The sequence below is a fragment of the Rhodocyclus purpureus genome (assembly GCF_016653115.1).
Classification (GTDB): Bacteria; Pseudomonadota; Gammaproteobacteria; order Burkholderiales; family Rhodocyclaceae; genus Rhodocyclus; species Rhodocyclus purpureus.
Map to the genome: position 1 here is coordinate 18,843 of NZ_NHRX01000006.1, position 26,006 is coordinate 44,848.

Consider the following 26,006-nt stretch of genomic DNA (forward strand, 5'->3'; position numbering starts at 1 on the left):
ATCGGCGGGACGCGCGCGGCGACTGGGTCGGGGACCGGACCCGGCCTGCTGCCGGGCGCCGCGCGATCAGTTGATGAGGTTATCGAGTTCAGAGAGCGCTGTCAATGAACGCCGTCAGCTGCGACTTGGACAGTGCGCCGACCTTCGTCGCCTCGACGTTGCCGTTCTTGAAGATCATCAGCGTCGGGATGCCACGGATGCCGTAGCCCGCCGGCGTCTTCTGATTGTCGTCGATGTTCAGCTTGGCGACCTTGAGGCGCCCGGCATAGTCCTTGGCGACCTCGTCGAGGATCGGCGCAATCATCTTGCAGGGGCCACACCAGTCCGCCCAGTAATCGACCAGGACCGGCTGCGTCGATTGCAGGACGTCGGTCTCGAAACTGTCGTCGGTGACATGGAGAATGTGCTCGCTCATTGCAAAGGGCCTTTCGCGGAATAGGGGATTGTCGGGGATGCGCCGACAGCGTCGGCAGGTTCAACTTACGGGCATTGAGGCATCTGCACGCTGCCGGGGCAGGGTGTCGCCGGTGTTCCACGAGGGGAGGGCGTCATGACGACAGCCGGGCCGGGGACGGCAGGCAGAAAAGTCGGAACCGTCGGCGCTGGTGCGCGTCGAATGGTTCGCAAAGAGCGCGGTGCTTCTGAAAGACAGGCACCTTACGATCGATCGGTCAGCGCGGTATGCTAGCGAAAAAATTCGAGCAAGGGAAGCGAGCCCGGACAGCCGGCCGTGCAGGCTGCCCGACACTGCCCGAGACTTCAGCAGCCTCACGCACCCTCCGGAGGAGTCACTATGGCCTATGTGGTCACCGAGAACTGCATCAAGTGCAAGTACACCGACTGTGTCGACGTCTGTCCCGTCGATTGTTTCCATGAAGGGCCAAACTTCCTGGTCATCGATCCTGCGGAGTGCATCGACTGTACCCTGTGCGTCGCCGAGTGTCCGGCCGAGGCGATCATGGCCGAGGACGACGTCCCCGAGGCGCAACTCGCCTTCATCGCGCTCAATGCCGAACTCGCCGCGCAGTGGCCGGTGCTGACTTCGCGCAAGGCGCCATTGCCCGATGCCGACGAATGGAACGGCAAGCCGGACAAACGCGGACTGCTGCAACGCTGATCAGGCGCCGTGGCGCTGCCGGCGGCGGCTTTCGCTGCGTCCCCGGATCGAATAAGATTTCGCGACGGGTGTCTTTCTGCGGCCGAGCGGGTCGAGGAGGCCGGTCGCCGTGCCGGTCGATCAACAACGAGAGGAGTGATCATGCAGGTAAGGGAAATTTTGCGCGTCAAGGGGCCGGGGCTGTTCACCATCGAGCCGCAGCAGACGCTCGCCGACGCGATCCGGATCATGGCCGAGCACGACCTCGGCTGGCTGGCCGTGCTCGAGGGCGATCGTTTTGCCGGCATGCTCACTTTCCGCGAACTGCTGCTCGCCCTGCACGCCAGTCCGGCGCAGGCGCTGTCGAGGAAGGTCAGCGAGTTCATGGTCACCGACCCGGTCAGCAGCACGCCGGAGATGGAGCTCGACGACCTGCGTCGCCTCATGGTCGACCAACGCATGCGCTTCGTCCCGGTGTTCGAGGACGGCAAGCTGCTCACCGTCATCACCTTCCACGATGTCGCCAAGGCGGTGCTCGAAGAGCAGAGCTTCGAGAACCTGGTGCTCAAGAACTACATCCGCAACTGGCCGGAGGCCGAAAAGAGCGCCGACTGATCCGCTGCAGCGACGCGCCATGGAACGGATCTGGCTGAGCAGTTACCCGGCCGGCGTTCCTGCCGACGTCGCCCTCGGCGAATTCCCTTCGCTCGGCGCCTTGTTCGCCAGCAGCGTCGAGCGTCACCGCGACCGGGTCGCCTTCATCAACATGGGGGCGAAGCTCAGCTACGGCGAAGTCGATACCTTGTCGCTGCGCTTTGCGGCTTACCTGCAGTCGGTGCTCGAACTGCCGCGCGGTGCGCGCGTGGCGATCATGATGCCGAACGTGCTGCAGTATCCGGTGGCGATGCTCGGCGCCTTGCGCGCCGGCTACGTCGTCGTCAACTGCAACCCGCTGTACACGCCGCGCGAACTCGAACACCAGCTCAAGGATTCGGGCGCGGTGGCGATCGTCATCCTGGAGAACTTTGCGCGCACCCTGGAGCGTGCGATCGCCGCGACCGATATCCGCCACGTGGTGATGGCGCGCATGGGCGATCTGCTCGGCTTCCCGAAGGGGGCGATCGTCAATTTCGTCGTCAAGTACGTCAGGCGGCTGGTGCCGCGCTGGCGCCTGGCGCCGGTCACCCGCTTCACGACGGCGCTCGCGCAGGGCGCCGCTGCCGGCTTCCGGCCGGTCGCAGTCGGCCCCGACGACACGGCCTTCCTGCAATACACCGGCGGTACCACCGGCGTCGCCAAGGGGGCCGTCCTCTCGCACGGCAACATGCTCGCCAACCTGACGCAGGCGCACGCGTGGATCAGGCCGGTTCTGAGCGAGGGCGACGAACTGGTCGTCACCGTCCTCCCCCTTTATCACATCTTCGCCTTGACCGCGAACTGCTTCACCTTCATCAAGATCGGCGCGAGCAACCTGCTGATCACCAATCCGCGCGACGTCCCCGCGATGGTCGCCGAACTGGCGAAGTACCGCTTCACCATCCTCATCGGGGTGAACACCCTGTTCAACGCGCTGATGAACGACCACGGCTTTGCCAGGCTCGATTTCAGCGCGCTCAAGGTCGCGCTCGGCGGCGGCATGTCGGTGCAGAAGGCCGTCGCCGAGCGCTGGCAGAAGCTGACCGGCAAGCCGCTGATCGAGGCCTACGGACTCACCGAGACCTCGCCGGCGGTGACCATCAACCCGCTCGACCTTGCCGAATTCAACGGCATGATCGGCCTGCCGCTGCCCTCGACCGAGGTGGTGATCCGCAACGACGACGGCCGCGACCTGCCGCTCGGTACGCCGGGCGAGTTGTGCGTGCGCGGACCGCAGGTGATGAAGGCTTACTACCGGCGCCCCGACGAAACCGCCAAGGTCTTCATGGCCGACGGCTTCATGCGCACCGGCGACATCGCCGTGATGAACGAGCGCGGCTTCATCCACCTCGTCGACCGCAAGAAGGACACGATCCTCGTCTCGGGTTTCAACGTGTACCCGAACGAGGTCGAGGACGTCGTCGCGCTGCATCCCGGCGTCCGCGAGGTCGCTGCGGTCGGCGTTCCCGACGCGCATTCGGGCGAGACGGTCAAGATCTTCGTGGTCAGGAAGGATCCCGCACTGAGCGAGAAGTCGCTGATCGAGCACTGCCGCAGGAACCTGACGCGCTACAAGGTGCCGCGTCTCATCGAATTCCGCGACGACTTGCCGAAGAGCACGGTCGGCAAGATCCTGCGCCGCGCGCTGCGCGACGAACCGCCGCGACCCTGAGCGGGTTTCAGGATTCCGCCGCTGCCTCGGCGTCCGTCGTGGCGGCCGGCAAGGCTGCGCCCGGCTCGCCGCCGCGCCAGCAGTTGCGACCGGCCGCCTTGGCAGCGTAGAGCGCGGCGTCCGCGCGCGCGCGCAGGTTCGCCGCTTCTGCGCCGTCCTCCGGGTGCAGCGCGATGCCGATGCTGGCGCTGATCAGCACCCGCCGGCCATCGAGCGCAAACGGCCGGGCGAGCGCCTCGAGCATCCGGCGCGCGACGTCGAAGGCGTCCTGCGGCTGTCGTAACTCGCCGAGGATGATCGCGAACTCGTCACCGCCGAAGCGCGCCACGGTGTCGTCGGAACGCACGCAACGGAGCATGCGTTGCGCGGCTTCGCGCAGCAGCGCGTCGCCCGTCGCATGGCCGAACGTGTCGTTGACTTCCTTGAAGTGGTCGAGGTCCATGTAGAGCAGCGCGAGTGGGCTCCGGCATAGCCGCGCACGGGTCAGCGCCATCTCCAGACGCTTGTCGAACAGGCGGCGGTTGGCCAGGTTGGTGAGCGGGTCGTGGTTCGCCTGGTGGCGGATCAGGTTTTCGGCCTCCTTGCGCAGGGTGATGTCGTTGAAGGTGGCGACGAAACCGCCGTCCCATGACTCGTCCGCCGGAATCCGCGCGATGCGCAGGGATTCGGCGAAAACATCGCCGTTCTTGCGCCGGTTCCAGATTTCGCCCTCCCAGCGCCCGTCCTGCAGCAGTTCGTTCCACATCTGCGCGTAGAAAGCCGCGTCGTGCTGCCCTGATTTGAGCAGTCGCGGCGTGTTGCCGATGGCTTCGGCGACGCTGTAGCCGGTGAGCACGGTGAATGCCGGATTGACATGGACGATGCGCCCATCGCGGTCGGTGACGAGGATGCCTTCGGCGGCGCGTTCGAAGACGGCGCCGGCAATCGCCAGGTCGTGCTCGGCCGACAGCTTCGCGGTGACGTCCTTGAAGTTGAGCACCAGGTGCGTGGCCCCATCGACTGCCTGCCACACGCCGACCTGGACGTCGGCGGTCCTGCGCACGAGTCCGTCCTTGTGCTGCAGGCGCACGCGGAGACTCTCCACCACGCCTTGGCCCCGGTGCTGGCGCTCGGCGACGATGGCACGCTCCTCGCTGCCGAGGATGCCGGCCAGGCCCATCTTCATGATGTCCGCGCCGCGGCGGCCGAGGATCTCTTCCATGCGCGCATTGACGAAGACGATCTCGTCGTTGCGCAGCACGATGATTCCGTTCTGGCTGGCTTCGACCACGCTGCGGTAGCTCGCCTGGCTTTCCTCGAGCTGGTGCAAGGCGCTTTCGGCCTCGGCGACCTTGGCCGCCAGCGCCGCATTCGCGGTCGACAGTTCCTGCGTGCGCTGGGCGATCAGCGCCTCCTGGTCGCGCGTGATCGTTTCGAGCGTCTGCAGGCGTTCGCGCGCCTGCCAGACCGACAGGTTGCGCCGGAACAGCCACAGCGCGAGGTGGGCGAGGGCGCCGAGCAGCGCGCAGGCGGCGAGCGAAGCGAGCGCCAGCCGCGTGCGCTGCCGCGCAGCGGAGTCGAGCAGCGAGCCGGCCGGCATCGTGATCGAGATGCCGCCGCGCACGTCGCCGATCCGGTAGCCCTGCTGGTCGTGGCACTTCAGGCACGCCTCCTTGATGCGCAAGGGTGCCATGTAGCGGTGCACGGGCTCGTCGAGGATGCCACCGCCGGCGGCGAAGAAGTCGAGGCGCTCGGACATCTGCCCGGCAGAAAAGGCGCGCAGCGACTCGGCCTCCCAGGGGTCGGCCTTGTTCGCCGGCCGCACCAGCTTTTCGCTGGTGATGTGAAAGCGCACGCCGTCGGCCTGGGCGGCGAGTTCGGAGATCTGCCGCGTCATGAACGACGGATTGACCAGGGTCAGCTGCTGGCCGTCGGTGGTGGTCACGTCGCGGCGCGGCAGCTCGAGGTACGGGTTCGGCTGCGTTTCCCCGGTCACCGGCACATAGACGCCGCCGTGCTGCGCGTTCCAGTCGCGCGTCAGTTCGATCAGGCGGAAGAGCACGGTGCCGCGTTCATGCGCCAGTGCGCTCACGCTCGCATCGATCTGCGCTGCCTGCCAGAAGTACGACAGCGACACCAGCGCGGCGATCAGCGCGTAGCTGCCGACGATCGCGCTGCGGTAGCGGGTCCCGGCGAACGGTCCCGTCGGCTCGGGGGCAGGGAACTCGGGCAGCGACAGGCCCGCGACGCTCCTGCGATCGGGGCTTGTCCTCGCGTTCATCTTCTGCCGCCGCGCGCGCCGCCCTTGTCCCAGCCGAAGCGGACTCGCCGCGCCCAGCGCGCGAGTTCGAGCCCCGGCCCAGGTGAGCCCTTCGCCCCCGTGCCCGATCGCGAACGCAAGGGCGCACCCGCGGCGGGCATCGGCGGGCTGCTGCGCGGGCGTTTTCCTGGCGTCATCGGCGGCTGTGCTAGACTTTCGGGCCATTATATCGTCAGTGGAATTCCCATGTCCGGCAACACCTTCGGCCTCCTCTATTCGGTCACCTCCTTCGGCGAGTCGCACGGTCCGGCAATCGGCTGCGTCGTGGACGGTTGTCCTCCGGGACTCGAACTGTGCGCAGCCGACATCCAGGTCGAACTCGACCGGCGCAAGCCCGGCGGTTCGCGCCACGTCACGCAGCGGCGAGAGCCCGACACGGTCGAGATCCTCTCCGGCGTGTTCGAGGGCAGGACCACCGGCACGCCGATCGGCCTCCTGATCCGCAACGAGGACCAGCGCAGCCGCGACTACGGCAACATCGCCGAGACCTTCCGTCCCGGTCACGCCGACTACGCGTACACGCAGAAGTACGGATTCCGTGACTACCGCGGCGGCGGCCGTTCCTCGGCACGCGAGACGGCGACGCGCGTCGCCGCCGGCGCGATCGCGCGCAAGTGGCTGAAGGAGCGCTACGGCGTCGTCATCCGCGGCTGGATGAGCCAGTTGGGGCCGATCGCGATTCCCTTCGTCGATGCCGCTGTGATCGACGACAACCCGTTCTTTGCGCCCAACGCCGCCATCGTCCCCGAACTCGAGGCCTACATGGACGCGCTCAGGAAGTCCGGCGATTCGGTCGGCGCCCTGATCACCGTCACCGCGACCGGCGTTCCGCCGGGCTGGGGCGAGCCCGTGTTCGACCGCCTCGACGCCGACATCGCGCACGCGATGATGGGGATCAACGCGGTCAAGGGCGTCGAGATCGGCGCCGGTTTTGCCAGCGTCGCGCAGAAGGGCAGCGAGCATGGCGACGAAATGACACCGCAGGGTTTCCTGTCCAACAACGCGGGCGGCGTGCTCGGTGGCATCTCGACCGGTCAGGACCTGGTCGTGCGCATGGCGCTGAAACCGACCTCGAGCATCCGCCTCGAACGCCAGTCGGTCGATCGCGCGGGCGAGGCGGCGACGGTGGCGACGCATGGCCGCCACGACCCCTGCGTCGGGCTGCGTGCGACGCCGATCGCCGAGGCGATGCTGGCGCTGGTGCTGATCGACCATGCGCTGCGTCACCGTGCGCAGTGCGGCGACGTCGTCTGCGCGACGCCGCGGCTGCCGGCAGGCGAGCGCTGAAAGCAGCCTTGTCTGCGCTTCCCTACTGGCGGCTGTCCGGCTACTACTTCTTCCACTTCGCCTTCATCGGCGTCTTCTCGCCGTACTTCAGCCTCTACCTGAAGTCGCTGAGCTTCTCGGCCTGGGACATCGGCCTCCTGATGTCCCAGATGCAGCTGATGCGCATGTTTGCGCCCTACCTGTGGGGCGCGCTCGCCGACCGCAGCGCGCGGCGCACGCCGATCATCCGCCTCGCTGCGGCGATCAGCCTCTTCGCCTTCGTCGCCTTCTTCTTCACGAAAAGCTTGGCCGGCCTGCTCGCGGCGATGGCGCTGCTCGCCTTCTTCTGGAGCGCGACCTTGCCGCTGGTCGAGACGCAGACCTTCGACCACCTCAGGGACGAGCCGGCGCGCTACAGCCGCATCCGCGTCTGGGGCTCGATCGGCTTCATCGTCGCCGTCGCCGGTGTCGGCGCGCTGCTCGAACACTGGCCGATCGGTAGCCTCTTGTGGATGCTGCTGGCGACCCTGGTCGGCATCCTCGCCTGCTCGCTGCTGCTCCCCGAGGCGCCGACGCAGCGTACGGACAGCGCGCCGCCGCCCAGGATCGGCGACATCCTGCGCCAGAAGCGGGTACGCGCGCTGCTGGCGGCGTGCTTCGCGATGTCGGCAGCGCACGGCGCCTACTACGTCTTCTATTCGATCCACCTGTCGGCGAACGGCTACGGCACGGCGCTGGTCGGTGGGCTATGGTCGCTCGGCGTCGTCGCCGAGATCGGCGTCTTCCTGGTCATGGCGCCGCTGATGCGCCGTTTCAGCCTGCGCACGATCCTGCTCGTCAGTTTCGCCGCCGCGGTGCTGCGCTTCCTGCTGATCGGCTGGTATGTCGAGTTGCCGCTCGTCGCCGCCGGCGCGCAGCTCCTGCATGCGCTGACCTTCGGCTCGCATCACGCGGCGGCGATCGCCGCGGTCAACCGCTGGTTTCCGGGGCGCGCGCAGGGACGCGGGCAGGCGCTCTATTCGAGCCTTTCCTTCGGCGCCGGCGGCCTGCTCGGTGCGCTGGTCAGCGGCTGGTCCTGGGACGCGCTCGGCGCCGGCATCACCTTCACGCTCTGCTCGCTGTTCGCGCTGGCCGGATTGCTGCTGGTACTCTTCGGCGTGCGCGAGGAGGAGGGCACGCCGCCCGGCGCCGACGCGCCTACAATGACGAATTCACTCGCCGCACCGGGAGACTCCCGGCAGGAGGCCAGACCATGAAAGCTTCTTCATCCTGCACACGGCGCTCGCTGGCAGTGCTGTCGCTGCTGGCGCTGACCGCCTGCGCGACGCAGACGACTGCCCCCGGCGCGGTCGGCGTCGAGCGCAGGCAGATGCTCCTGATCCCGTCGGCCGAGGTCGACCGTGCTGCCGACCAGTCGTATCGCAAGATCCTGAGCGAGGCGAAGGCGAAGGGGCTGCTCAACCGCGATCCGGCCGAGCTCGCCCGCGTGCGCGCGATCGGTGCGCGGCTGGTGCCGGTCACCGCCACCTTCCGGGCCGACGCGCCGCGCTGGCAATGGGAGATCAACGTCATCGAGAGCGGCGAGGTCAACGCCTGGTGCATGCCCGGCGGCAAGATCGCCGTCTATAGCGGGCTGATCGACAAGCTCAAGCTCAGCGACGCCGAACTCGCCGCGGTGATGGGGCACGAGATCGCCCACGCCCTGCGCGAGCACGGGCGCGAACGCGCCTCGCAGGAGCAGGCGGCGAGCCTCGGCCTGTCCGTGCTCGGTGCCGTCGCCGGCCTCGGCAGCGGCGCGATCGACCTGGCCTCGATCATCACCGACCTGACCCTCTTGCGCCCGAACAGTCGCGCGCACGAGACCGAGGCCGATCGCATCGGCGTTGAACTCGCCGCGCGCGCGGCTTACGACCCGCATGCGGCGATCACGCTGTGGCAGAAGATGCAGGCTACGGGAGGTAGCCAGCCGCCGCAGTGGTTGTCGACGCACCCCGCGCACGATTCGCGCATCGCCGACCTCAAGATCTTCGCCGACCGCGTCGAACCGCTGTATCTTGCGGCGCGCCAGCGCTGAGCGACTGCGTTCGCCATTGCGCTCGACGCTCGACAGACGCGAAAGCGCCATCGCGGGAGCGGCGGCAGCCGCCGGCAAGGGCTTGAATCGCCCGCGCTTTCCGCGCTTTTCCCCTCCGGCCTCTGCTGACAGGTTCGCCGGCGCTGTGACATAATCGTCGGCTTGATTTTATGGGCTGCTTCGGGGACAAACACTCCATGTCGCAACAATCGCCGCAAACCCTCTACGACAAGCTCTGGCAGAGCCACGTCGTCCTCGAACAGGACGACGGATCGGCGCTGATCTACATCGATCGCCACCTGGTGCACGAAGTGACCAGTCCGCAGGCCTTCGAGGGGCTCAAGCTCGCCGGGCGCCAGCCCTGGCGCATCAAGTCGGTGGTCGCCACCGCCGACCACAACACGCCGACCGACCACTGGGAGCGCGGCATCGAGGACCCGGTCTCGCGCCTGCAGGTCGAGACGCTCGACGCCAACATCGCCGAGTTCGGCGCGCTCGCCTACTACCCGTTCAAGCACGAGCGCCAGGGCATCGTGCATGTCGTCGGCCCGGAAAACGGCGCGACGCTGCCGGGGATGACGGTCGTCTGCGGCGACTCGCACACCAGCACGCACGGCGCCTTCGCCTGCATGGCGCACGGCATCGGCACCTCCGAAGTCGAGCACGTGCTGGCGACGCAGTGTCTGGTGCAGAAGAAGTCGAAGACGATGCTGGTGCGCGTCGAGGGTGAACTCGGCCAGGGCGTCTCCGCCAAGGACGTCGCGCTCGCCGTGATCGGCAAGATCGGCACCGCCGGCGGCACCGGCTACGCGATCGAGTTCGCCGGCAGCGCCATCCGTTCGCTGTCGATGGAAGGGCGCATGACGCTCTGCAACATGGCGATCGAGGCCGGCGCGCGCATGGGCTTCGTCGCCGTCGATCAGACTACCATCGACTACCTGAAGGGCCGCAGCTACGCGCCGCAGGGTGACGACTGGGAACGCGCGGTCGCCTACTGGCGCACGCTGGTCAGCGACGAGGGCGCCTCTTTCGACGCGGTCGTCGAACTCGCCGCCGCGGACATCGAGCCGCAGGTCACCTGGGGCACTTCGCCGGAGATGGTCGTTTCCGTGAAGGGCTGCGTTCCCGATCCGGCCTCCTTCGCCGACCCGGTCAAGCGAGAAGGCGCCGAGCGTGCGCTCGCTTACATGGGCCTCTCGGCCAATCAGCCGATCGAAAGCATCGCCATCGACAAGGTCTTCATCGGCTCGTGCACCAACTCGCGCATCGAAGACCTGCGCGCTGCCGCCGATGTCGTCAAGGGCAAGCACATCGCCGCCAACGTCAAGCTGGCGCTGGCGGTCCCGGGTTCGGGGCTGGTCAAGCGCCAGGCCGAAGCCGAAGGCCTCGACAAGATCTTCGTTGCCGCCGGTTTCGAGTGGCGCGAGCCCGGTTGTTCGATGTGCCTGGCGATGAACGCCGACCGGCTGGCGCCGGGCGAGCGCTGCGCCTCGACCTCGAACCGCAACTTCGAAGGCCGCCAGGGTGCCGGCGGCCGTACGCATCTGGTCAGCCCGCAGATGGCAGCGGCGGCGGCGATCGCCGGCCACTTCGCCGACGTTCGCGATCTCGCCTGAGAGGAGAAAACATGAAGCGAATCAACGCAGTTCTCGTCGCCGCGCTGGCTGTGGCGGCGACTGCCTGCAACACCGTGCAGGGCATCGGCCAGGACCTCCAGCGCGGTGGTCAGGCGATCGAAAGGGCGGCACGCTGATGGAAGCCTTTGTCCGCCTTGACGGCCTCGTCGCCCCGCTCGACCGTGCCAACGTCGATACCGACGCGATCATCCCGAAGCAGTTCCTGAAGTCGATCAAGCGTTCGGGCTTCGGCCCCAACCTGTTCGACGAGTGGCGCTATCTCGACGTCGGCCAGCCCGGCCAGGACTGTTCCGGCCGTCCGCAGAACCCCGACTTCGTCCTCAACCAGCCGCGCTACCAGGGCGCGCAGATCCTGCTCGCGCGCCAGAACTTCGGCTGCGGCAGCTCGCGCGAACACGCGCCGTGGGCGCTGCTCGACTACGGCTTCCGCGCCATCATCGCCGAGAGCTTCGCCGACATCTTCTTCAACAACTGCTTCAAGAACGGCATCCTGCCGATCGTCCTGCCGGCGGCCGACATCGACGCGCTGTTCGCTGCAGTCAACGCGACGCCGGGTTACCGGCTGACGGTCGACCTCGAAAAGCAGCTGGTCGAGCGCCCCGACGGCGCCGCGCTGCCGTTCGCGATCGAGCCCTTCCGCAAGGAACGCCTACTGAACGGCTGGGACGACATCGGCCTCACCCTGCTGCAGGCCGACAAGATCCGCGCCTTCGAGGAAAAGCGCCGGATCGAGCAGCCCTGGCTGTTCAGCGCCTGAAGCCCGTCAACTTCCACTCGGGCTTGCCGCCCCTCCCTCAATGGCGATGGGGCGGCGGCCAAAAAGATATCTCTTGACGTGAAACTGCGAAGGGATGAAGCAAAGGCGCTACCCGGAGCAGCAACCCGTCATCGCGAGCCCGAAGGGCGTGGCGATCCAGTGCGTAGGGCTGATATCGGGGCGTCCGTGGATAGCTGGTAGGCTTGAAGCGACAGAAGAACGAACTGGATTGCCACGGCGCTGCGCGCCTCGCAATGACGGAATTGAAGACGATGGGCGCGTTTCATGCTCCGGGGTGGTGCAACTCGCCATGAACATTAATTAGACGGGGACAGCATGAGTCATACTGTCCCCATTCATGAAAGGAATGAAATGAAAATCTGCGTACTGCCCGGCGACGGCATCGGTCCCGAAATCATGGCGCAGGCGCTGCGCGTCCTGCGCGCGCTCGACCTCGGCTTCGAATACGAGGAAGCGCTTGTTGGCGGCTCGGCCTTCGAGGCGACCGGCACCCCGCTGCCCGACGCGACGCTCAAGCTCGCTCAGGAAGCCGATGCGATCCTGCTCGGCGCCGTCGGCGGCCCGCAGTGGGACACGCTTCCGCGTGACCAGCGTCCGGAGCGCGGCCTGCTCGGCATCCGCAAGGCGCTCGGCCTCTTCGCCAACCTGCGCCCGGCGATCCTCTACCCCGAGCTCGCCAACGCCTCGACGCTGAAGGCCGAAATCGTCGCCGGCCTCGACATCCTGATCGTGCGCGAACTGACCGGCGACATCTACTTCGGCCAGCCGCGCGGCATCGAGATGCGCGACACGCCGTTCGGCAAGGAGCGCGTCGGCTACAACACCATGGTCTACAGCGAGTCGGAAATCCGCCGCATCGTCAAGGTCGCCTTCGAGGCCGCGCAGAAGCGCAACAAGCGCCTGTGCTCGGTCGACAAGATGAACGTGCTCGAAGCGACGCAGCTGTGGCGCGACGTGGTCATCGAGGTCGCGCGCGACTACCCCGACGTCGAACTCTCGCACATGCTGGTCGACAACGCGGCGATGCAGCTCGTGCGCAACCCGAAGCAGTTCGACGTGATGGTCACCGGCAACATGTTCGGCGACATCCTCTCCGACGAAGCGTCGATGCTCACCGGCTCGATCGGCATGCTGCCGTCGGCCTCGCTCGACGCCAACAACAAGGGCATGTACGAACCCTCGCACGGCTCGGCGCCGGACATCGCCGGCCAGGACAAGGCCAACCCGCTGGCGACCATCCTTTCGGCGGCGATGATGCTGCGCTACACCTTCGCCAGGGAAGAAGCCGCGCAGCGCATCGAGTCGGCGGTGAAGAAGGTGCTGGCACAAGGCTACCGCACCGGCGACATCTTCGAACCGGGGACCAAGCTGGTCGGAACGCGCGCGATGGGCGACGCGGTCCTCGCCGCACTGTAAGCGGACGCGGACGCGAACCCGTTCGTGTCCGCACACTGAACGAATGGAAGGATCCGTCGTCGAAAGCACTGCTTGGGACGGATCAACGAAGGAACAACTATGGCGATGAGCAAGGTAGGTCTGGTCGGCTGGCGCGGCATGGTCGGCTCGGTGTTGATGCAGCGGATGGCCGAGGAGGGCGATTTCGCCCTGATCGAGCCCTTCTATTTCTCGACCTCGGCGGCCGGCAGCGCGGCGCCGTCCTTCGGTGGCAAGGCCGGCGGCGTTCTGCACGACGCCATGTCGATCGAGGCGCTCTCGGCGATGGACATCATCGTCACCTGTCAGGGCGGCGACTACACCAAGGAAATCTTCCCCAAGTTGCGTGAATCCGGCTGGAAGGGCCACTGGATCGACGCCGCCTCGACGCTGCGCATGAAGGACGACGCGGTGATCGTGCTCGATCCGGTCAACCGCAACGTCATCGACGCGGCGCTGGCCAACGGCGGCCGCAACTGGATCGGCGGCAACTGTACCGTCTCGCTGATGCTGATGGGCCTGGGTGGCCTGTTCCGCGCCGACCTCGTCGAATGGGTCTCGGCGATGACCTACCAGGCCGCATCGGGCGCCGGCGCGCAGAACATGCGCGAGTTGCTCGCGCAGATGGGCGCGCTGCACGACGCGGTCAAGGCCGAGCTCGCCGATCCGGCTTCGGCCATCCTCGAGATCGATCGCAAGGTCGCGGCGACGATGCGCTCGGCCGAATTCCCGACCAGGAACTTCCGCAACACCCCGCTTGCCGGCAGCCTGATCCCGTGGATCGACGTCCCGGTCGAAGGCGGCCAGTCGAAGGAAGAATGGAAGGGCGGCGCCGAGTGCAACAAGATCCTCGGCAAGCCGGCGTTCCGCAGCCCCGGTTCGATCCCGATCGACGGGCTCTGCGTGCGCATCGGCGCCATGCGCTGCCACTCGCAGGGCCTGACCATCAAGCTGAAGAAGGACGTCCCGCTCGCCGAGATCGAGAGCCTGATCGCTTCCGCCAACCCCTGGGCCAAGGTCGTCCCCAACGAGCGCGAGATCAGCGAGCGCGAACTGACGCCGACCGCCGTCACCGGCACCCTGACCGTCCCGGTCGGCCGCCTGCACAAGCTGGCGATGGGTCCGGAGTACCTCGGCGCCTTCACCGTCGGCGACCAGCTCCTGTGGGGCGCCGCCGAGCCGCTGCGCCGCATGCTGCGCATCCTGCTCGAAGCCTGAGCAAGAGGCGCGGTATAGGCCGCGACGGGAAGAAGCAAAAAAACCGGGGCTCGCCCCGGTTTTTTTCTGCGTGCGCCTCAAGCGAGTTGTTGCCCTGGCAGGATGGGAGCGAGCTTTTCGTCGTTCAAGCCACTGAAAAATAAGCCTGAAAAACTCGGCGGCCTGCTCGGCGGTCTTGTCGCCACTCACTACTTCTGGATAAGATAATAGAATATTTTCTGCAGCGTGCGCAGTGTGCTTCGGGGCCGTTGGGGCGAGCTGCCCGATGTCGTGTGGGCTTCTGCAACGCAAGATTCACAGCAATTAGTAACTATTATTAGTTGCTTTTTTGGCGACGGAGGACTTAGTATCGTGTCCAGGAAAGACAAGCTGATCGCCCGATTGCTTGAGCGCCCGTCCGACTTTACGTGGGACGAAGCAACACGCCTGCTGAAGCAATGCAACTTCAGTCTCCTCAAGAACGACGGTTCAAGGCGAAAGTTCAGACACAGTACCGGGCTGAAGCTGTCGATACACGAACCTCACCCAGAAAACATACTCCTTAAATATGCAATCGACCTCATCATCGAGGCGCTGAAGAACGCGGGAGAGATCGAATGAAACCGACCTTCGAGTACAAAGGCTATCTCGGCTCTGCCGAAGTCAGCATCGAAGACAACATCCTGCACGGCAAGCTGCTCTACATCCCGGATGTCGTCGGCTACACGGCACGATCGCCTGTTGAGCTTGAAAAGGCTTTCCAGGAAGCCGTCGATGACTACCTTGAAACCTGCGCCGAATGTGGCGACCGGCCGGATACTCCGTTCAAGGGCGTATTCAACGTTCGCCTCGGCCCGGACCTGCACCGTGCTTGTGCGCTGGCCGCTGACCGAGACGATGTGAAGCTCAACGAATGGGTGAAGACGGCATGCCAGGAGAAGCTCAGCGCCAAGCCCTCTGCGCAGCACAGTCACGTCCATGTGCATCTCGAAAGGCCGGTGCGAGTGACCACGGCTCTCGCCGAGCGCGACCAACCTTGGCAATGGAGTCAAAATGTCCTCACCCACTGAACATCCCGCGGACCAGCAGCCGGTTGCAGAGCCCCTCTCCATTCGCCAGATTGCCGAACTACTCGTCAAGCAGTACGGCCTGACCGACGGGCTTTATGATCCGATGATCGAGTTTTCCATAGGCACCGCCTACGCGGGAGCAAATGAAGACGATACGCTGCCAAGCGCCATCGTCGGAGTTTCGCGCATCGGGCTCATCAGGACGCAGAAGAAAACGGCATTGACCGTCGATGCTGCGCAGATCAACAAGCCGAAACGCAGAAGAAAGGTCGATTAGCGATTCGGTCGCGTCCGGTCGGCACTCGTCAGCCTGTGTGTTCCATCCGCAGTGCATTCGACCTGAGCTGTCACTGGATCTGACTCCGATGCGGCGGGCGTTGCGGGTTTCGCATTCGCTACAGTAAGGCGAGCATGAGCGGTCGGCGCTGCCGGCAACTTCGCTTACGACCACAGGACATTCACGCCGTGCACGACCTCTTCATCTCCCACAGTTCGCGTCGCGCCACTTTCTCGCTGCCTCCCTCAGGACGACACCCTCTTGCCCCTCCCAACACTGCATCCCGCCGTCCGCCTCGCCGGCTGGCTGCTCCTGCTGCTCGCGATCCAGCGCCTGGCCGGCGCGCCGCTGATCGTCGCGCTGGCGGCGACCGGGCTGCTCGGTTCGGCGATCCTCGCGCGTGCCGGCCGGCTGATCCGGCGCACGCGCTGGCTGCTCGTCTCGCTCGCCATCATCTTCGCCTGGGGCGTTGCCGGCGATCCGCTGTGGTCGGGCTTCGGCGCACCGACGCGCGAGGGGGTCGAGGAGGCGGCAACGCAGGTCGGTCGCCTGCTGCTGGTGCTGATCACGGTCGCCGCGTTCCTCGAGAAGATGCCGCTGGGGATGCTGCTCTCGGGTTCGCGCCGCCTGCTGCAGCCGCTGCGCTGGACCGGCATCGACGTCGACCGCGGCGTCATCCGGCTGATGCTGGCGCTGCGCTACGCCGAGGAACTGCCGCGACCGCGCGACTGGCGCACGCTGCTCGCGGTGCCGGCAGTAAACTCGGCCGAGACGGTCGAACTCGACGACGCGCCGCTGTCGCCCGGCGACCGGCTGCTGCTGGCCTGCGGCGTCGTCGCCCTCCTGGCGATCGTCCTGCTCTGATGCGGCGCTGAAGATCGCGTCGGGGGCTCAGCCGCTTGCCTGGCTCTTGAGCAGCCTGCTCACCATGGCGTGAAGCTCTGGCAGGTCACTGTGGATCGTTTTCCAGATCAGCTCCAAGTCGACCTGAAAATAGCCATGGGCCACGCGGTTGCGCATCGTGTACATCAGAAGCCATGGCACCTCGGAGTGCTCGGCAGCGAACACCGTGTGGTGGGCTTCGACATTGTGCGCTGCCTCGCCGATGATCTCGAAGTTCCTGATGACCGCATCCTGCGTCTTCTCGTCCGCGAGAAAGTCATCTTCGGAAAGATTCGCGACATAGCGTTGGATGCGTCCGATGGCTTGTACGATGTGGTAGAGGTAATCGAGCACACGAAGTGCGTCGGCCTTGCTCATAGCCTGACCGCCTCGTCGATGACTTGGGCGCGGAACTTCTCCGGTAGCGCTTTTGGTGTCAGCACATCGACCTTGACCTGCAACAGGCGTGTGAGCTCGAGCTCAATCCTCGCGATGTCCATCAGCGTCGTTTTTTCCGTCGGTTCCACCAGCAGATCGAGGTCGCTCGCTTCGGTATCGTCACCGTGCAGCACCGAGCCGAAGACCCGTACATCGGTGACCCGATGGCTCAGCGCGATGTCGCGAATGGCATCGCGGTGCGTCTTCAGGGCGAGGGAAGGGCGCATGTTGAAAGTTCTCCATTCAAGTCGGAAGGCTCGGAAGCCATCCTTCGCATTGCAGAGAATGATGCGGTGCGCGTCTGACAGCTCGGATGCTATCGTTTTCGCGTCTTGCGGGCTACCGCCCTCGGGTGCCACTGCCACTCCCGCCAAGCCGGGAGGTACTGACAACGAACCGTTGTCTGCTGCCCACTGAATTTACGGGATCCGAGCTTGCCCGGTTTACAATGCCGGCCTTCGCGCTGCCTGCGAAAACACTTTTCCGTTCCTCATCCCTCCCATGCGCATCGCTCTCGGTATCGAATACGACGGCAGCCCCTACTGTGGCTGGCAGAAGCAGCCGGCCGGCGGCAGCGTCCAGGACGCGCTGCAGGCGGCGCTGGCCAGGCTCGCCGGCGTGCCGGTCGATGTCGTCTGTGCCGGGCGCACCGACGCCGGCGTCCATGCCAGCGCGCAGGTCGTCCATTTCGACGCCCCGGTGCAGCGGCCGCTGAGCGCCTGGTCGCGCGGTACCAACACCTTCCTGCCCGATTCGATCGTCGTGCGCTGGGCCTGCGCGGTCGAAGACGACTTCCACGCGCGTTTCTGCGCGCAGGGACGCCAGTACCGCTACCTGCTGCTCAACCGTCCACAGCGACCGGCCCTGTGGCACGGTCGCGCCGGCTGGCATCATGCGCCGCTCGACCTCGCCGCGATGCAGGCGGGGGCTGCCCACCTGCTCGGCGAGCACGACTTCTCGGCCTTCCGCGCCGCCGAGTGCCAGGCCAAGTCGCCGGTGAAGCTCGTCCGCCGCGCCGAGGTCCGCCGTTGCGGCGATTTCGTCGTCTTCGACTTCGCCGCCGGCGCCTTCCTGCACCACATGGTGCGCAACATGGTCGGCAGCCTCGTCTATGTCGGTCTCGGCCGCCAGCGGCCCGAGTGGATCGGCGAACTGCTGGCGGTCGGCGACCGCCGCCTGGCTGCACCGACCTTCGCCGCGGCCGGACTCTACCTCGTCGGCGTCGACTACGATCCGGTCTGGGGGCTGCCGCCGCCGGACCCGCAGGCACTGCCGCTGGCCGAGCTGCCGCTGACGGATCTGGCGCCGCTGGACCCGTCGTGGGTGCGGGGTTGAGCGGCATGTCGGGTTGCGCTGGTGGGGGGGCGTTGAGCATGTCGGGTCACGCTGCGCCGACCGGACCTACAATGCCGAAGTTTACGTTCAATGACCGGGTGAATCCATGCACACGCGCATCAAGATCTGCGGGCTGACCCGCGAAGAGGACGTCGATGTGGTCGCCGACAGCGGCGCCGAAGCGATCGGTTTCGTCTTCTATCCGCGCAGCCCGCGTCACGTCACGCCCGCGCGCGCTGCCGAACTGGCGCGGCGGGTGCCGCCGTTCATGAGCATCGTCGGCCTGTTCGTCAATGCCGATGCCGACACCATCCGCCGGACGTTGGCGACGACGCCGATCCACCTCCTGCAGTTCCACGGCGACGAGGACGACGCCTTCTGCCGGCAGTTCGACCGCCCCTTCATCAAGGCGGCGCGCGTGAGGCCGGGGCTGGATTTGCTACAATACGCGGCTGCCTTTCCGTCGGCGCAGGCGCTCCTGCTCGATGCCTTCGTCGAAGGCTACGGCGGCGGCGGCGCGACCTTCGACTGGTCGCTGGTGCCGCAGTCCCTGGCGCGGCCGCTGATCCTGTCAGGCGGCCTTCAAGTCGACAACGTCGGCGAGGCTGTCCGCCGCTTGCGGCCGGCGGCGGTCGACGTGTCCTCGGGGGTCGAGGCGGCAAAAGGCATCAAGGACGCCGACAAGGTGCGCGCGTTCGTCGCTGCGGTACGGGCGGCGGACGTTTGAGCGATGGCGTTTCGATCAGCGAAAGGATTGTCATGCGCAGGTTTTCCGGTGGCAGGACGCGCAGGTACTGGCGTTACTTCATGGCCAAGCACACCTGAAGGTGCGCTTTTCCCTGCACACCCTTGCCCGCCAACGCTCAACGAGATAGCTCATGACCACCATCACCTACGACCAGCCTGACGCCCGCGGCCACTTCGGCCAGTACGGTGGCGTCTTCGTTTCCGAAACCCTGATCGCCGCGCTCGACGAGCTGAAGGCGGCGTACGCCGAAGCGCAGAAGGATCCCGCCTTCGTCGCCGAGTTCGAGTATGAACTCAAGCACTACGTCGGCCGCCCGAGCCCGATCTACCACGCCAGGCGGCTCACCGAGCACTGCGGCGGTGCGCAGATTTATCTCAAGCGCGAGGACCTGAACCACACCGGCGCGCACAAGGTGAACAACTGCATCGGCCAGGCGCTGCTCGCGCGGCGCATGGGCAAGCAGCGTGTCATCGCCGAGACCGGCGCCGGCCAGCACGGCGTCGCCACGGCCACGGTCGCCGCGCGCTACGGCATGCAGTGCGTCGTCTACATGGGCGCCGAGGACATGCGCCGGCAGGCCGCCAACGTCTATCGCATGAAGCTGCTCGGCGCCGAGGTGCGCGCCGTCGAGAGCGGCTCGAAGACGCTCAAGGACGCGTTGAACGAGGCGATGCGCGACTGGGTGACCAACGTCTCCGACACCTTCTACATCATCGGCACCGTTGCCGGCCCGCACCCCTACCCGATGATGGTGCGCGACTTCCAGTCGGTGATCGGCCGCGAGGCGATCGTGCAGATGCCCGAAGTCGCCGGGCGCCAGCCCGACGCGGTGATCGCCTGCGTCGGCGGCGGTTCGAACGCGATGGGCATCTTCTACCCCTACATCCCGTTCGCCGACGTCCGCCTGATCGGCGCCGAGGCCGCGGGCGAGGGCGTCGACAGCGGCCACCACGCGGCTTCGCTGACCGCCGGTCGTCCCGGCGTGCTGCACGGCAACCGCACCTACCTCTTGCAGGACGAGGACGGCCAGATCATCGAGACGCACTCGATTTCCGCCGGCCTCGACTATCCGGGCGTCGGCCCCGAGCACGCCTACCTCAAGGATAGCGGCCGCGCGGAATACCAGACCGTCACCGACGACGAGGCGCTCGCGGCCTTCCACGACCTGTGCCGGCTCGAAGGAATCATCCCGGCGCTCGAATCGAGCCACGCCATCGCCTGCGCGATGCGGCTGGCGCCGACGCTCCCCAGCGACCGCATCCTGCTCGTCAACCTTTCCGGTCGCGGCGACAAGGACATGCACACCGTCGCCGAAAAATCCGGCATCCACTTCTGATTCGAGCGAGCCCCCATGTCGAAAATCCAGGCCACCTTCGCACGCCTCCAGGCGCAGGGCCGCAAGGCGCTGATCCCCTTCATCACCGCCGGTGATCCCGATCCGGCGCTGACCGTGCCGCTGATGCACGCGCTGGTCGAATCCGGCGTCGACATCATCGAACTCGGCGTTCCCTTCTCCGATCCGATGGCCGACGGCCCGACCATCCAGCGTGCTTCCGAACGCGCGCTCGAAAAGGGCGTCACCCTGCGCAAGGTGCTGGCGATGGTCGCCGAGTTCCGCACGCAGGATAGCGAGACGCCGGTGGTGCTGATGGGCTACGCCAACCCGGTCGAGGCGATGGGGGTCGAGGTCTTCGCCGAGCGCGCGCAGGCCGCCGGCGTCGACGGGGTCCTCGTCGTCGATTACCCGCCCGAGGAGAGCGCCGACTACGTCGCCGCGCTGCGCCGCCATGAGCTCGACCCGATCTTCCTGCTCGCGCCGACATCGAGCGAGCAGCGCATCACCGAGGCCGGAACGCATGCCTCGGGCTATGTTTACTACGTGTCGCTGAAGGGCGTCACCGGATCGGCGGCGCTCGACGTCGCCGCGGTCGCCGCGCGCATTCCCGAGATCCGCGCGCGCACCGGGGTTCCGGTCGGCGTCGGCTTCGGCATCCGCGACGCGGCCACCGCCGGCGCTGTCGCCGCGGTCGCCGACGCCGTCGTCGTCGGCAGCCGCATCATCGAGGAAATCGAAAAATCGGGGCCCGGCGAGCTCATCGACCGGGTGCGGGCGCTGGTCGCCGAATTGCGTCGCGGCATCGATGCCGCCGGAGAAAAAGCATGAGCTGGTTGAAGAAGATCCTGCCGCCGAAGATCAAGCGTGCCGAGCCGGGCAGCGCACGGCGCTCGACACTGCCGGAAGGCCTGTGGAGCAAGTGCCCGTCGTGCGAGGAGGTGCTCTACGCCACCGATCTGGCCAACAACGCCAACGTCTGCCCGAAGTGCGGCCACCACAACCGCCTCGGCGCGCGCGAGCGCATCGACCTCCTGCTCGACGCCGACGGGCGTACCGAGATCGGCGCCGAGGTGCTGCCGGCCGACACGCTGCGCTTCAAGGACAGCAAGCGCTACCCCGACCGCCTGCGCGACGCGACCGCGAGCAGCGGCGAGTCCGACTCGCTGGTGGTGATGTGCGGCACGATCCGCAAGCAGCCGGCGGTCCTCGCCGTCTTCGAATTCGACTTCATGGGCGGCTCGATGGGCTCGGTGCTCGGCGAACGCTTCGTGCGCGGCGTCCAGGTCGCGATCGAGCAGCGCATCCCCTTCATCTGCGTCACCGCCTCGGGCGGCGCGCGCATGCAGGAAGGGCTCTTCTCGCTGATGCAGATGGCGAAGACGACGGCGGCGCTGACGCGTCTGGCGCAGGTGCAGCAGCCGTTCATCTCGATCCTCACCGACCCGACCATGGGCGGCGTCTCGGCCTCGTTCGCCTTCGTCGGCGACATCGTCATCGCCGAGCCCGGCGCGCTGATCGGTTTCGCCGGTCCGCGCGTGATCGAGCAGACCGTGCGCGAGAAGCTGCCCGAAGGCTTCCAGCGCTCCGAGTTCCTGCTCGACAAGGGCGCGATCGACATGATCGTCGACCGGCGCGAACTGAAGGACAAGCTGGCGACCCTGCTGTCGCTGCTGCAGAAGTTGCCGGCGGCGGCGTGAGCGATCCGAGCACGGCGACGGGCACGCCGGCGACGCTCGCCGACTGGCTCGTCCACCTCGAGAGCCTGCACCCGCGCGGGCAGGCCGGGATCGAACTGGGCCTCGACCGCGTCCTGGCCATGCGCGACGCGCTCGGGCAGCAGCCTTTCTGCCCGGTGATCACCGTCGGCGGCACCAACGGCAAGGGCTCGACCACGGCCTACCTGGAGACGATCTACACGGCAGCCGGCTACCGGGTCGGCTGCTATACCTCGCCGCACCTGATCGACTACAACGAGCGCGTGCGCATCGGTGGCGAGCCGGCCGACGACGCGGTTCTGTGCGCGGCCTTCGCGCGCGTCGAGGCGGCGCGGCGCGCGGCCGGCGAGATCGCGCTGACCTATTTCGAGTTCGGCACGCTGGCGGCCTGGGAGGCCTTCGCCGCCGCGCGAGTCGACGTGATCGTCCTCGAAGTCGGCTTGGGTGGCCGGCTCGATGCGGTCAATGCCTGGGATGCGGACTGCGCGATCGTCACCGGCGTCGCGCTCGACCACACCGACTGGCTCGGTTCGACGCGCGAGGCGATCGGCCTGGAGAAGGCCGGCATCTTCCGCCCGGGCCGGCCTGCGATCTGCGGCGAGCCATCGCCGCCGTCTACGCTGCTCGATCACGCGGCGAGGATCGGTGCCGATCTCTACCGGATCGGCGAAGATTTCGGCTATTTCGCTGGTGAAGTGCCGGCCGGTGCGCCGCCCGGAACGCTCAGCCAATGGACCTGGTGGCTGCGCCGACACGAGGCTGCCGCCGCCGATGGCGAAGCCATCCTGCGCCGTGGCGGACTGGCGCCGCCCGCCCTGCGCGGCGCGCACCAGATCGAAAACGCCTCGTCAGCGCTCACCGCGGTCGAACTCCTGCGCGAGCGTCTGCCGGTCTCGATGCAGGCAGTCCGCCGCGGGCTGATCGAGGTCGAATTGCCGGGGCGTTTCCAGATCGTCCCCGGCCGGCCGACCGTCATCCTCGACGTCGCGCACAATCCGCAGGCGGCGCAGGGGCTTGCCGACAGTCTCGGCGGGATGGGCTTCTACCGGCGCACGCTGGCGGTGGTCGGCATGCTCGCCGACAAGGACATCGAGGCAACACTGGCGCCACTCGCCGGCAAGGTCGATCTCTGGCTCTGCGCCGACCTCGATGGTCCGCGCGCGGCGCCGGCTGCCCGGCTCGCGGAAGTGGTCGCCGGCGGCCTCGGCGGCACGGTCGAGTGCTTCGCGGGGAGCGACGCGCCGGCGGCCGCGCTTGCGCGTGCCCTCAGTCTGGCCGGTGAAGATGATAGAATCGTCGGTTTCGGATCCTTCCTCACGGTCGCCGCGCTGCTGCGCGAACTCGGGCGCCTGCGCTGAGGCGGGTCCGCCCACGATCGTCGGATCCGCTTACCGAACCCCATTCGCCGCTCATGCCCGATACTTCCGACGCGCAAATCCTGCTCAAGAAGCAGGCCCGTCGCCGCCTGGTCGGAGCCATCGCCTTTGCCGGGCTGGCAGCCATTGTCCTGCCGATGGTGATGGACGAGGAGCCCCTGCCGGCGCAGGACGTGGAAATCCGCATTCCCTCGCTCGACCAGCCGGCTTTCGAACCGGGACGCCTGGAGCCGCCGTCCACCCCGCCGGCCGACGCGCCACCCGACGAGGAAACCGGTGTCCAGTCAGCCGCCGAGCCAGCGGCCGCCGGGGCGCCGGAGAAGCCCGCCGAAAAACCTGCAGCCAAGCCTGCCGAAAATGCGGCAGCCAAGCCTACCGACAAAGCTGCGGAGAAGCCCGCCACCCGGTCGGTGGACGACGCGGCGCGTGCGCAAAGCCTGCTCGAAGGCAGGCCGGTCGGCAAGGCGGACGCGGGAACGGGCGACTACGTCATCCTCATCGGCACCTATGGCAATCAGGCCAACGTCAAGCAGCTGCAAGGCAAGCTCGGCGAGCTCGGCGTGAAAACCTTCACCGAGCCGCGCGAGACGCCGCAGGGGGTGAAGACGCGCGTTCGCGCCGGCCCCTTCGCCAGTCGTGAGGCCGCCGAAAAGGCACTCGAACGGATGAAGAAGATCGGCGTCGATGGCGTGGTGGCCGGGAAGCAATGACGGTCTTTGACTATGTGGCGATCGGCACCCTGGCCGCCTCGGCAGCGCTCGGCCTGTGGCGCGGTGTCGTCGGTGAACTGATCGCGCTGGCCGGCTGGGTGTGCGGATTCTTCGCTGCCAAGGCGTGGGGCGGCGAGGTCGCCGTGCTCGCCTTCGGCAGCATCGGCGACCCGACGCTGCGCCTGGTTGCCGGCTGGGCCGCGGTCTTCGTCGTGACCATCGTGCTGCTGGCGCTGGTGCGGCTGGCGGTGCAGGGATTCTTGAAGGCGATCGGTCTGTCGCTCACCGATCGCGTGCTCGGTATTTTCTTCGGCGCCGCGCGCGGCTTGCTGATCGTGCTCGTCATCGTCGCCATCGGCGGCATGACCGCGCTGCCGAAGGAACGTTGGTGGAACGAGGCGGCGCTGTCACCGCCGCTGGAAGTTGCTGTACTCGCTGCGCGTCCGTGGTTGCCCGCGGAAGCGGCCAAACGAATTCGATTCAGGTAAGGAAAAATTATGTGCGGGATTCTCGGGGTCGTCGCGACCACACCGGTCAACCAGTTGCTTTACGACGGGCTGATGGTCTTGCAGCACCGCGGGCAGGACGCGGCAGGGATTGCCACGGCAGAGGGAAACACCTTCCATCTGCACAAGGGGCCTGGCCTCGTCCGTGACGTCTTCCGCACGCGCAACATGCGTGCCTTGCCCGGAGAGATGGGGGTCGCGCACTGCCGCTACCCGACCGCCGGGTCGGCGTGGAACTTCGCCGAGTCGCAGCCGTTCTACGTCAATTCGCCGTTCGGCATCATGCTCGCGCATAACGGCAACCTGACCAACACGGACGAGCTCAAGGAGCAGATGTACCGTCAGGACCTGCGCCACATCAACACCAACTCCGATTCCGAAGTGCTGCTGAACGTGCTCGCGCACGAACTGCAGGGGGTGGCCAGCGGCTGCCGGCTCGACCTCGACACCATCTTCGCCGCGGTCGCCGGCGTGCATCGGCGCTGCCGCGGCGCCTACGCCGTCGTCGCCATGATCGCCGGCTACGGCCTGCTCGCCTTCCGCGACCCCTACGGGATCCGGCCGCTGGTGATCGGCATCAACGAGACCCCCGAGGGTGACGAATACCTGCTCTCCTCCGAGTCGGTGGCGCTCGACACGCTCGGTTTCCGTGTGCTGCGCGACGTCGAGCCCGGCGAGGCGGTCTTCATCGACCTGAAGCACCAGTTCCATGCGCGCCAGTGCGCGGACAAGCCGACCTACGCGCCGTGCATCTTCGAGTACGTTTATCTGGCGCGTCCCGACTCGGTGATCGACGGCGTCTCGGTATACGAGACCCGCCTGCGCATGGGCGAGTACCTGGCCGACAAGGTCGCCGCGCAGATCCCGGTCGAGGAGATCGACCTCGTCATCCCGATCCCCGATTCGAGCCGCCCCTCGGCGATGCAGCTGGCGCAGAAGCTCGGCATCCCCTACCGCGAGGGCTTCGTCAAGAACCGCTACATCGGCCGCACCTTCATCATGCCGGGGCAGTCGACGCGCAAGAAGTCGGTCCGGCAGAAGCTCAACACCGTCGGCCAGGAGTTCAAGGGCAAGCGCGTGCTGCTCGTCGATGACTCGATCGTGCGCGGAACGACCAGCCGCGAGATCGTCGACATGGCGCGTGCCGCCGGTGCGCTGAAGGTCTATTTCGCTTCGGCAGCGCCGCCGGTGCGCTATCCCAACGTCTACGGCATCGACATGCCGACGCGCGGCGAGCTGATCGCCACCGGCCGCAGCGACGAGGAAATCGCGCGCGAGATCGGTGCCGACGCGCTCGTCTATCAGGACCTCGACGCGCTGAAGGCTTCGGTCACCGACCTCAACCCCAAGCTGACCCAGTTCGACCTGTCCTGCTTCAACGGCATCTATGTCACCGGCGACGTTTCCCCGGAATACCTCGACGCGATCGAGACGGCGCGCGGCGGCAAGCCGCGCCCGCAGCCGGTCGAGGAGGCCGCCGCGCCGCAGATGCAGCTCAACCTGATCGCGGCGGAGCAGTGATAC

Annotated in this window: 28 protein-coding genes; 24 read left to right on the forward strand and 4 right to left on the reverse strand. The window is 67.0% G+C overall.

All coding sequences use genetic code 11. From position 1 onward, the window contains the following. Nucleotides 1-88 precede the first annotated feature (88 nt). Nucleotides 89-415 (reverse strand): thioredoxin TrxA, encoded by a 327-nt coding sequence (gene trxA, locus CCR84_RS00350; protein WP_201208949.1) that lies wholly within the window; start codon nucleotides 413-415, stop codon nucleotides 89-91. Nucleotides 416-793: 378 nt separating this feature from the next. Between trxA and fdxA the strand changes: the two genes are divergently transcribed. From fdxA to CCR84_RS00365, 3 genes are all read left to right on the forward strand, one after another. Further along, entirely contained in the window at nucleotides 794-1,117 is a 324-nt protein-coding gene (fdxA, locus tag CCR84_RS00355) for a ferredoxin FdxA (RefSeq protein WP_201208950.1), read from the forward strand. Between the two features lie 141 nt (nucleotides 1,118-1,258). Further along, nucleotides 1,259-1,711, forward strand: a complete 453-nt coding sequence (locus CCR84_RS00360; protein WP_201208951.1) for a CBS domain-containing protein — start codon at nucleotides 1,259-1,261, stop codon at nucleotides 1,709-1,711. A gap of 19 nt (nucleotides 1,712-1,730) precedes the next feature. Then, nucleotides 1,731-3,404, forward strand: a complete 1,674-nt coding sequence (locus CCR84_RS00365; RefSeq protein ID WP_201208952.1) for an AMP-binding protein — start codon at nucleotides 1,731-1,733, stop codon at nucleotides 3,402-3,404. A 7-nt stretch (nucleotides 3,405-3,411) separates the two neighbouring features. On the opposite strand, the gene CCR84_RS00370 is transcribed toward CCR84_RS00365, so the two are convergent. Further along, nucleotides 3,412-5,664 (reverse strand): diguanylate cyclase domain-containing protein, encoded by a 2,253-nt coding sequence (locus tag CCR84_RS00370; protein WP_201208953.1) that lies wholly within the window; start codon nucleotides 5,662-5,664, stop codon nucleotides 3,412-3,414. 225 nt (nucleotides 5,665-5,889) lie between these two features. Here CCR84_RS00370 and aroC point away from each other — a divergent pair, with 225 nt between their 5' ends. The 12 genes from aroC (at nucleotide 5,890) to CCR84_RS00430 (ending at nucleotide 16,300) form a co-directional block, all read left to right on the forward strand. After that, on the forward strand, nucleotides 5,890-6,990 hold the full coding sequence (gene aroC, locus CCR84_RS00375; RefSeq protein WP_201208954.1) for a chorismate synthase: 1,101 nt from the start codon (nucleotides 5,890-5,892) through the stop codon (nucleotides 6,988-6,990). An 8-nt stretch (nucleotides 6,991-6,998) separates the two neighbouring features. After that, the gene (locus CCR84_RS00380) at nucleotides 6,999-8,225 is read left to right on the forward strand and encodes an MFS transporter (RefSeq protein WP_201208955.1); all 1,227 of its coding nucleotides are present in this window, start codon (nucleotides 6,999-7,001) and stop codon (nucleotides 8,223-8,225) included. After that, the gene (locus CCR84_RS00385; protein ID WP_201208956.1) at nucleotides 8,222-9,043 is read left to right on the forward strand and encodes a M48 family metallopeptidase; all 822 of its coding nucleotides are present in this window, start codon (nucleotides 8,222-8,224) and stop codon (nucleotides 9,041-9,043) included. Before CCR84_RS00380 ends, CCR84_RS00385 begins: the two co-directional genes overlap by 4 nt. Nucleotides 9,044-9,240: 197 nt before the next feature. Further along, nucleotides 9,241-10,659, forward strand: a complete 1,419-nt coding sequence (gene leuC, locus CCR84_RS00390) for a 3-isopropylmalate dehydratase large subunit (protein WP_201208957.1) — start codon at nucleotides 9,241-9,243, stop codon at nucleotides 10,657-10,659. Nucleotides 10,660-10,670: 11 nt separating this feature from the next. Next, nucleotides 10,671-10,796, forward strand: a complete 126-nt coding sequence (locus CCR84_RS00395; RefSeq protein WP_201208958.1) for an entericidin A/B family lipoprotein — start codon at nucleotides 10,671-10,673, stop codon at nucleotides 10,794-10,796. Then, nucleotides 10,796-11,437: a 3-isopropylmalate dehydratase small subunit gene (gene leuD, locus CCR84_RS00400; RefSeq protein ID WP_201208959.1), complete on the forward strand. Its 642-nt coding sequence runs from the start codon at nucleotides 10,796-10,798 to the stop codon at nucleotides 11,435-11,437. Before CCR84_RS00395 ends, leuD begins: the two co-directional genes overlap by 1 nt. A 372-nt stretch (nucleotides 11,438-11,809) precedes the next feature. Further along, on the forward strand, nucleotides 11,810-12,874 hold the full coding sequence (gene leuB, locus CCR84_RS00405; protein WP_201208960.1) for a 3-isopropylmalate dehydrogenase: 1,065 nt from the start codon (nucleotides 11,810-11,812) through the stop codon (nucleotides 12,872-12,874). Between the two features lie 105 nt (nucleotides 12,875-12,979). Further along, nucleotides 12,980-14,110, forward strand: a complete 1,131-nt coding sequence (gene asd / locus CCR84_RS00410; protein WP_201208961.1) for an aspartate-semialdehyde dehydrogenase — start codon at nucleotides 12,980-12,982, stop codon at nucleotides 14,108-14,110. Between the two features lie 351 nt (nucleotides 14,111-14,461). Next, nucleotides 14,462-14,710: a type II toxin-antitoxin system HicA family toxin gene (locus tag CCR84_RS00415; RefSeq protein ID WP_201208962.1), complete on the forward strand. Its 249-nt coding sequence runs from the start codon at nucleotides 14,462-14,464 to the stop codon at nucleotides 14,708-14,710. Next, entirely contained in the window at nucleotides 14,707-15,159 is a 453-nt protein-coding gene (locus CCR84_RS00420) for a type II toxin-antitoxin system HicB family antitoxin (RefSeq protein ID WP_201208963.1), read from the forward strand. The genes CCR84_RS00415 and CCR84_RS00420 overlap by 4 nt, the downstream gene beginning before the upstream one ends. Continuing rightward, nucleotides 15,143-15,436: a hypothetical protein gene (locus CCR84_RS00425; RefSeq protein ID WP_201208964.1), complete on the forward strand. Its 294-nt coding sequence runs from the start codon at nucleotides 15,143-15,145 to the stop codon at nucleotides 15,434-15,436. Before CCR84_RS00420 ends, CCR84_RS00425 begins: the two co-directional genes overlap by 17 nt. A 261-nt stretch (nucleotides 15,437-15,697) precedes the next feature. Beyond that, a complete protein-coding gene (locus CCR84_RS00430) occupies nucleotides 15,698-16,300 on the forward strand; it encodes an energy-coupling factor transporter transmembrane component T family protein (protein WP_201208965.1) in 603 nt (200 codons plus the stop codon). Between the two features lie 27 nt (nucleotides 16,301-16,327). Here the strand turns inward: CCR84_RS00430 and CCR84_RS00435 are convergent, their stop codons facing one another. Both CCR84_RS00435 and CCR84_RS00440 read right to left on the reverse strand, forming a co-directional pair. Then, complete coding sequence (locus CCR84_RS00435; RefSeq protein WP_201208966.1) at nucleotides 16,328-16,696, reverse strand: HepT-like ribonuclease domain-containing protein; 369 nt, start codon at nucleotides 16,694-16,696, stop codon at nucleotides 16,328-16,330. Then, the gene (locus tag CCR84_RS00440; RefSeq protein ID WP_201208967.1) at nucleotides 16,693-16,983 is read right to left on the reverse strand and encodes a nucleotidyltransferase family protein; all 291 of its coding nucleotides are present in this window, start codon (nucleotides 16,981-16,983) and stop codon (nucleotides 16,693-16,695) included. The genes CCR84_RS00435 and CCR84_RS00440 overlap by 4 nt, the downstream gene beginning before the upstream one ends. A 274-nt stretch (nucleotides 16,984-17,257) precedes the next feature. Here CCR84_RS00440 and truA point away from each other — a divergent pair, with 274 nt between their 5' ends. The 9 genes from truA to purF all read left to right on the forward strand — a co-directional run bounded on the left by truA (nucleotide 17,258) and on the right by purF (nucleotide 26,003). Then, nucleotides 17,258-18,091 carry a tRNA pseudouridine(38-40) synthase TruA gene (gene truA / locus CCR84_RS00445; protein WP_201208968.1) on the forward strand — a complete coding sequence of 278 codons (834 nt, stop codon included), beginning with the start codon at nucleotides 17,258-17,260 and terminating at the stop codon, nucleotides 18,089-18,091. Between the two features lie 106 nt (nucleotides 18,092-18,197). Then, nucleotides 18,198-18,818: a phosphoribosylanthranilate isomerase gene (locus tag CCR84_RS00450; protein WP_201208969.1), complete on the forward strand. Its 621-nt coding sequence runs from the start codon at nucleotides 18,198-18,200 to the stop codon at nucleotides 18,816-18,818. A gap of 151 nt (nucleotides 18,819-18,969) precedes the next feature. Next, nucleotides 18,970-20,175 carry a tryptophan synthase subunit beta gene (gene trpB, locus CCR84_RS00455; protein ID WP_201208970.1) on the forward strand — a complete coding sequence of 402 codons (1,206 nt, stop codon included), beginning with the start codon at nucleotides 18,970-18,972 and terminating at the stop codon, nucleotides 20,173-20,175. A 15-nt stretch (nucleotides 20,176-20,190) separates the two neighbouring features. Next, nucleotides 20,191-21,003, forward strand: a complete 813-nt coding sequence (gene trpA / locus CCR84_RS00460) for a tryptophan synthase subunit alpha (RefSeq protein WP_201208971.1) — start codon at nucleotides 20,191-20,193, stop codon at nucleotides 21,001-21,003. Further along, nucleotides 21,000-21,872 carry an acetyl-CoA carboxylase, carboxyltransferase subunit beta gene (accD, locus tag CCR84_RS00465; protein ID WP_201208972.1) on the forward strand — a complete coding sequence of 291 codons (873 nt, stop codon included), beginning with the start codon at nucleotides 21,000-21,002 and terminating at the stop codon, nucleotides 21,870-21,872. Before trpA ends, accD begins: the two co-directional genes overlap by 4 nt. Next, nucleotides 21,869-23,248 carry a bifunctional tetrahydrofolate synthase/dihydrofolate synthase gene (gene folC / locus CCR84_RS00470; RefSeq protein ID WP_201208973.1) on the forward strand — a complete coding sequence of 460 codons (1,380 nt, stop codon included), beginning with the start codon at nucleotides 21,869-21,871 and terminating at the stop codon, nucleotides 23,246-23,248. The genes accD and folC overlap by 4 nt, the downstream gene beginning before the upstream one ends. Nucleotides 23,249-23,301: 53 nt before the next feature. Further along, entirely contained in the window at nucleotides 23,302-23,976 is a 675-nt protein-coding gene (locus CCR84_RS16665; RefSeq protein ID WP_201208974.1) for an SPOR domain-containing protein, read from the forward strand. Continuing rightward, nucleotides 23,973-24,464, forward strand: a complete 492-nt coding sequence (locus tag CCR84_RS00480) for a CvpA family protein (RefSeq protein WP_201208975.1) — start codon at nucleotides 23,973-23,975, stop codon at nucleotides 24,462-24,464. The genes CCR84_RS16665 and CCR84_RS00480 overlap by 4 nt, the downstream gene beginning before the upstream one ends. Before the next feature lie 9 nt (nucleotides 24,465-24,473). After that, nucleotides 24,474-26,003: an amidophosphoribosyltransferase gene (gene purF, locus CCR84_RS00485; RefSeq protein ID WP_201208976.1), complete on the forward strand. Its 1,530-nt coding sequence runs from the start codon at nucleotides 24,474-24,476 to the stop codon at nucleotides 26,001-26,003. Nucleotides 26,004-26,006 lie beyond the last annotated feature (3 nt).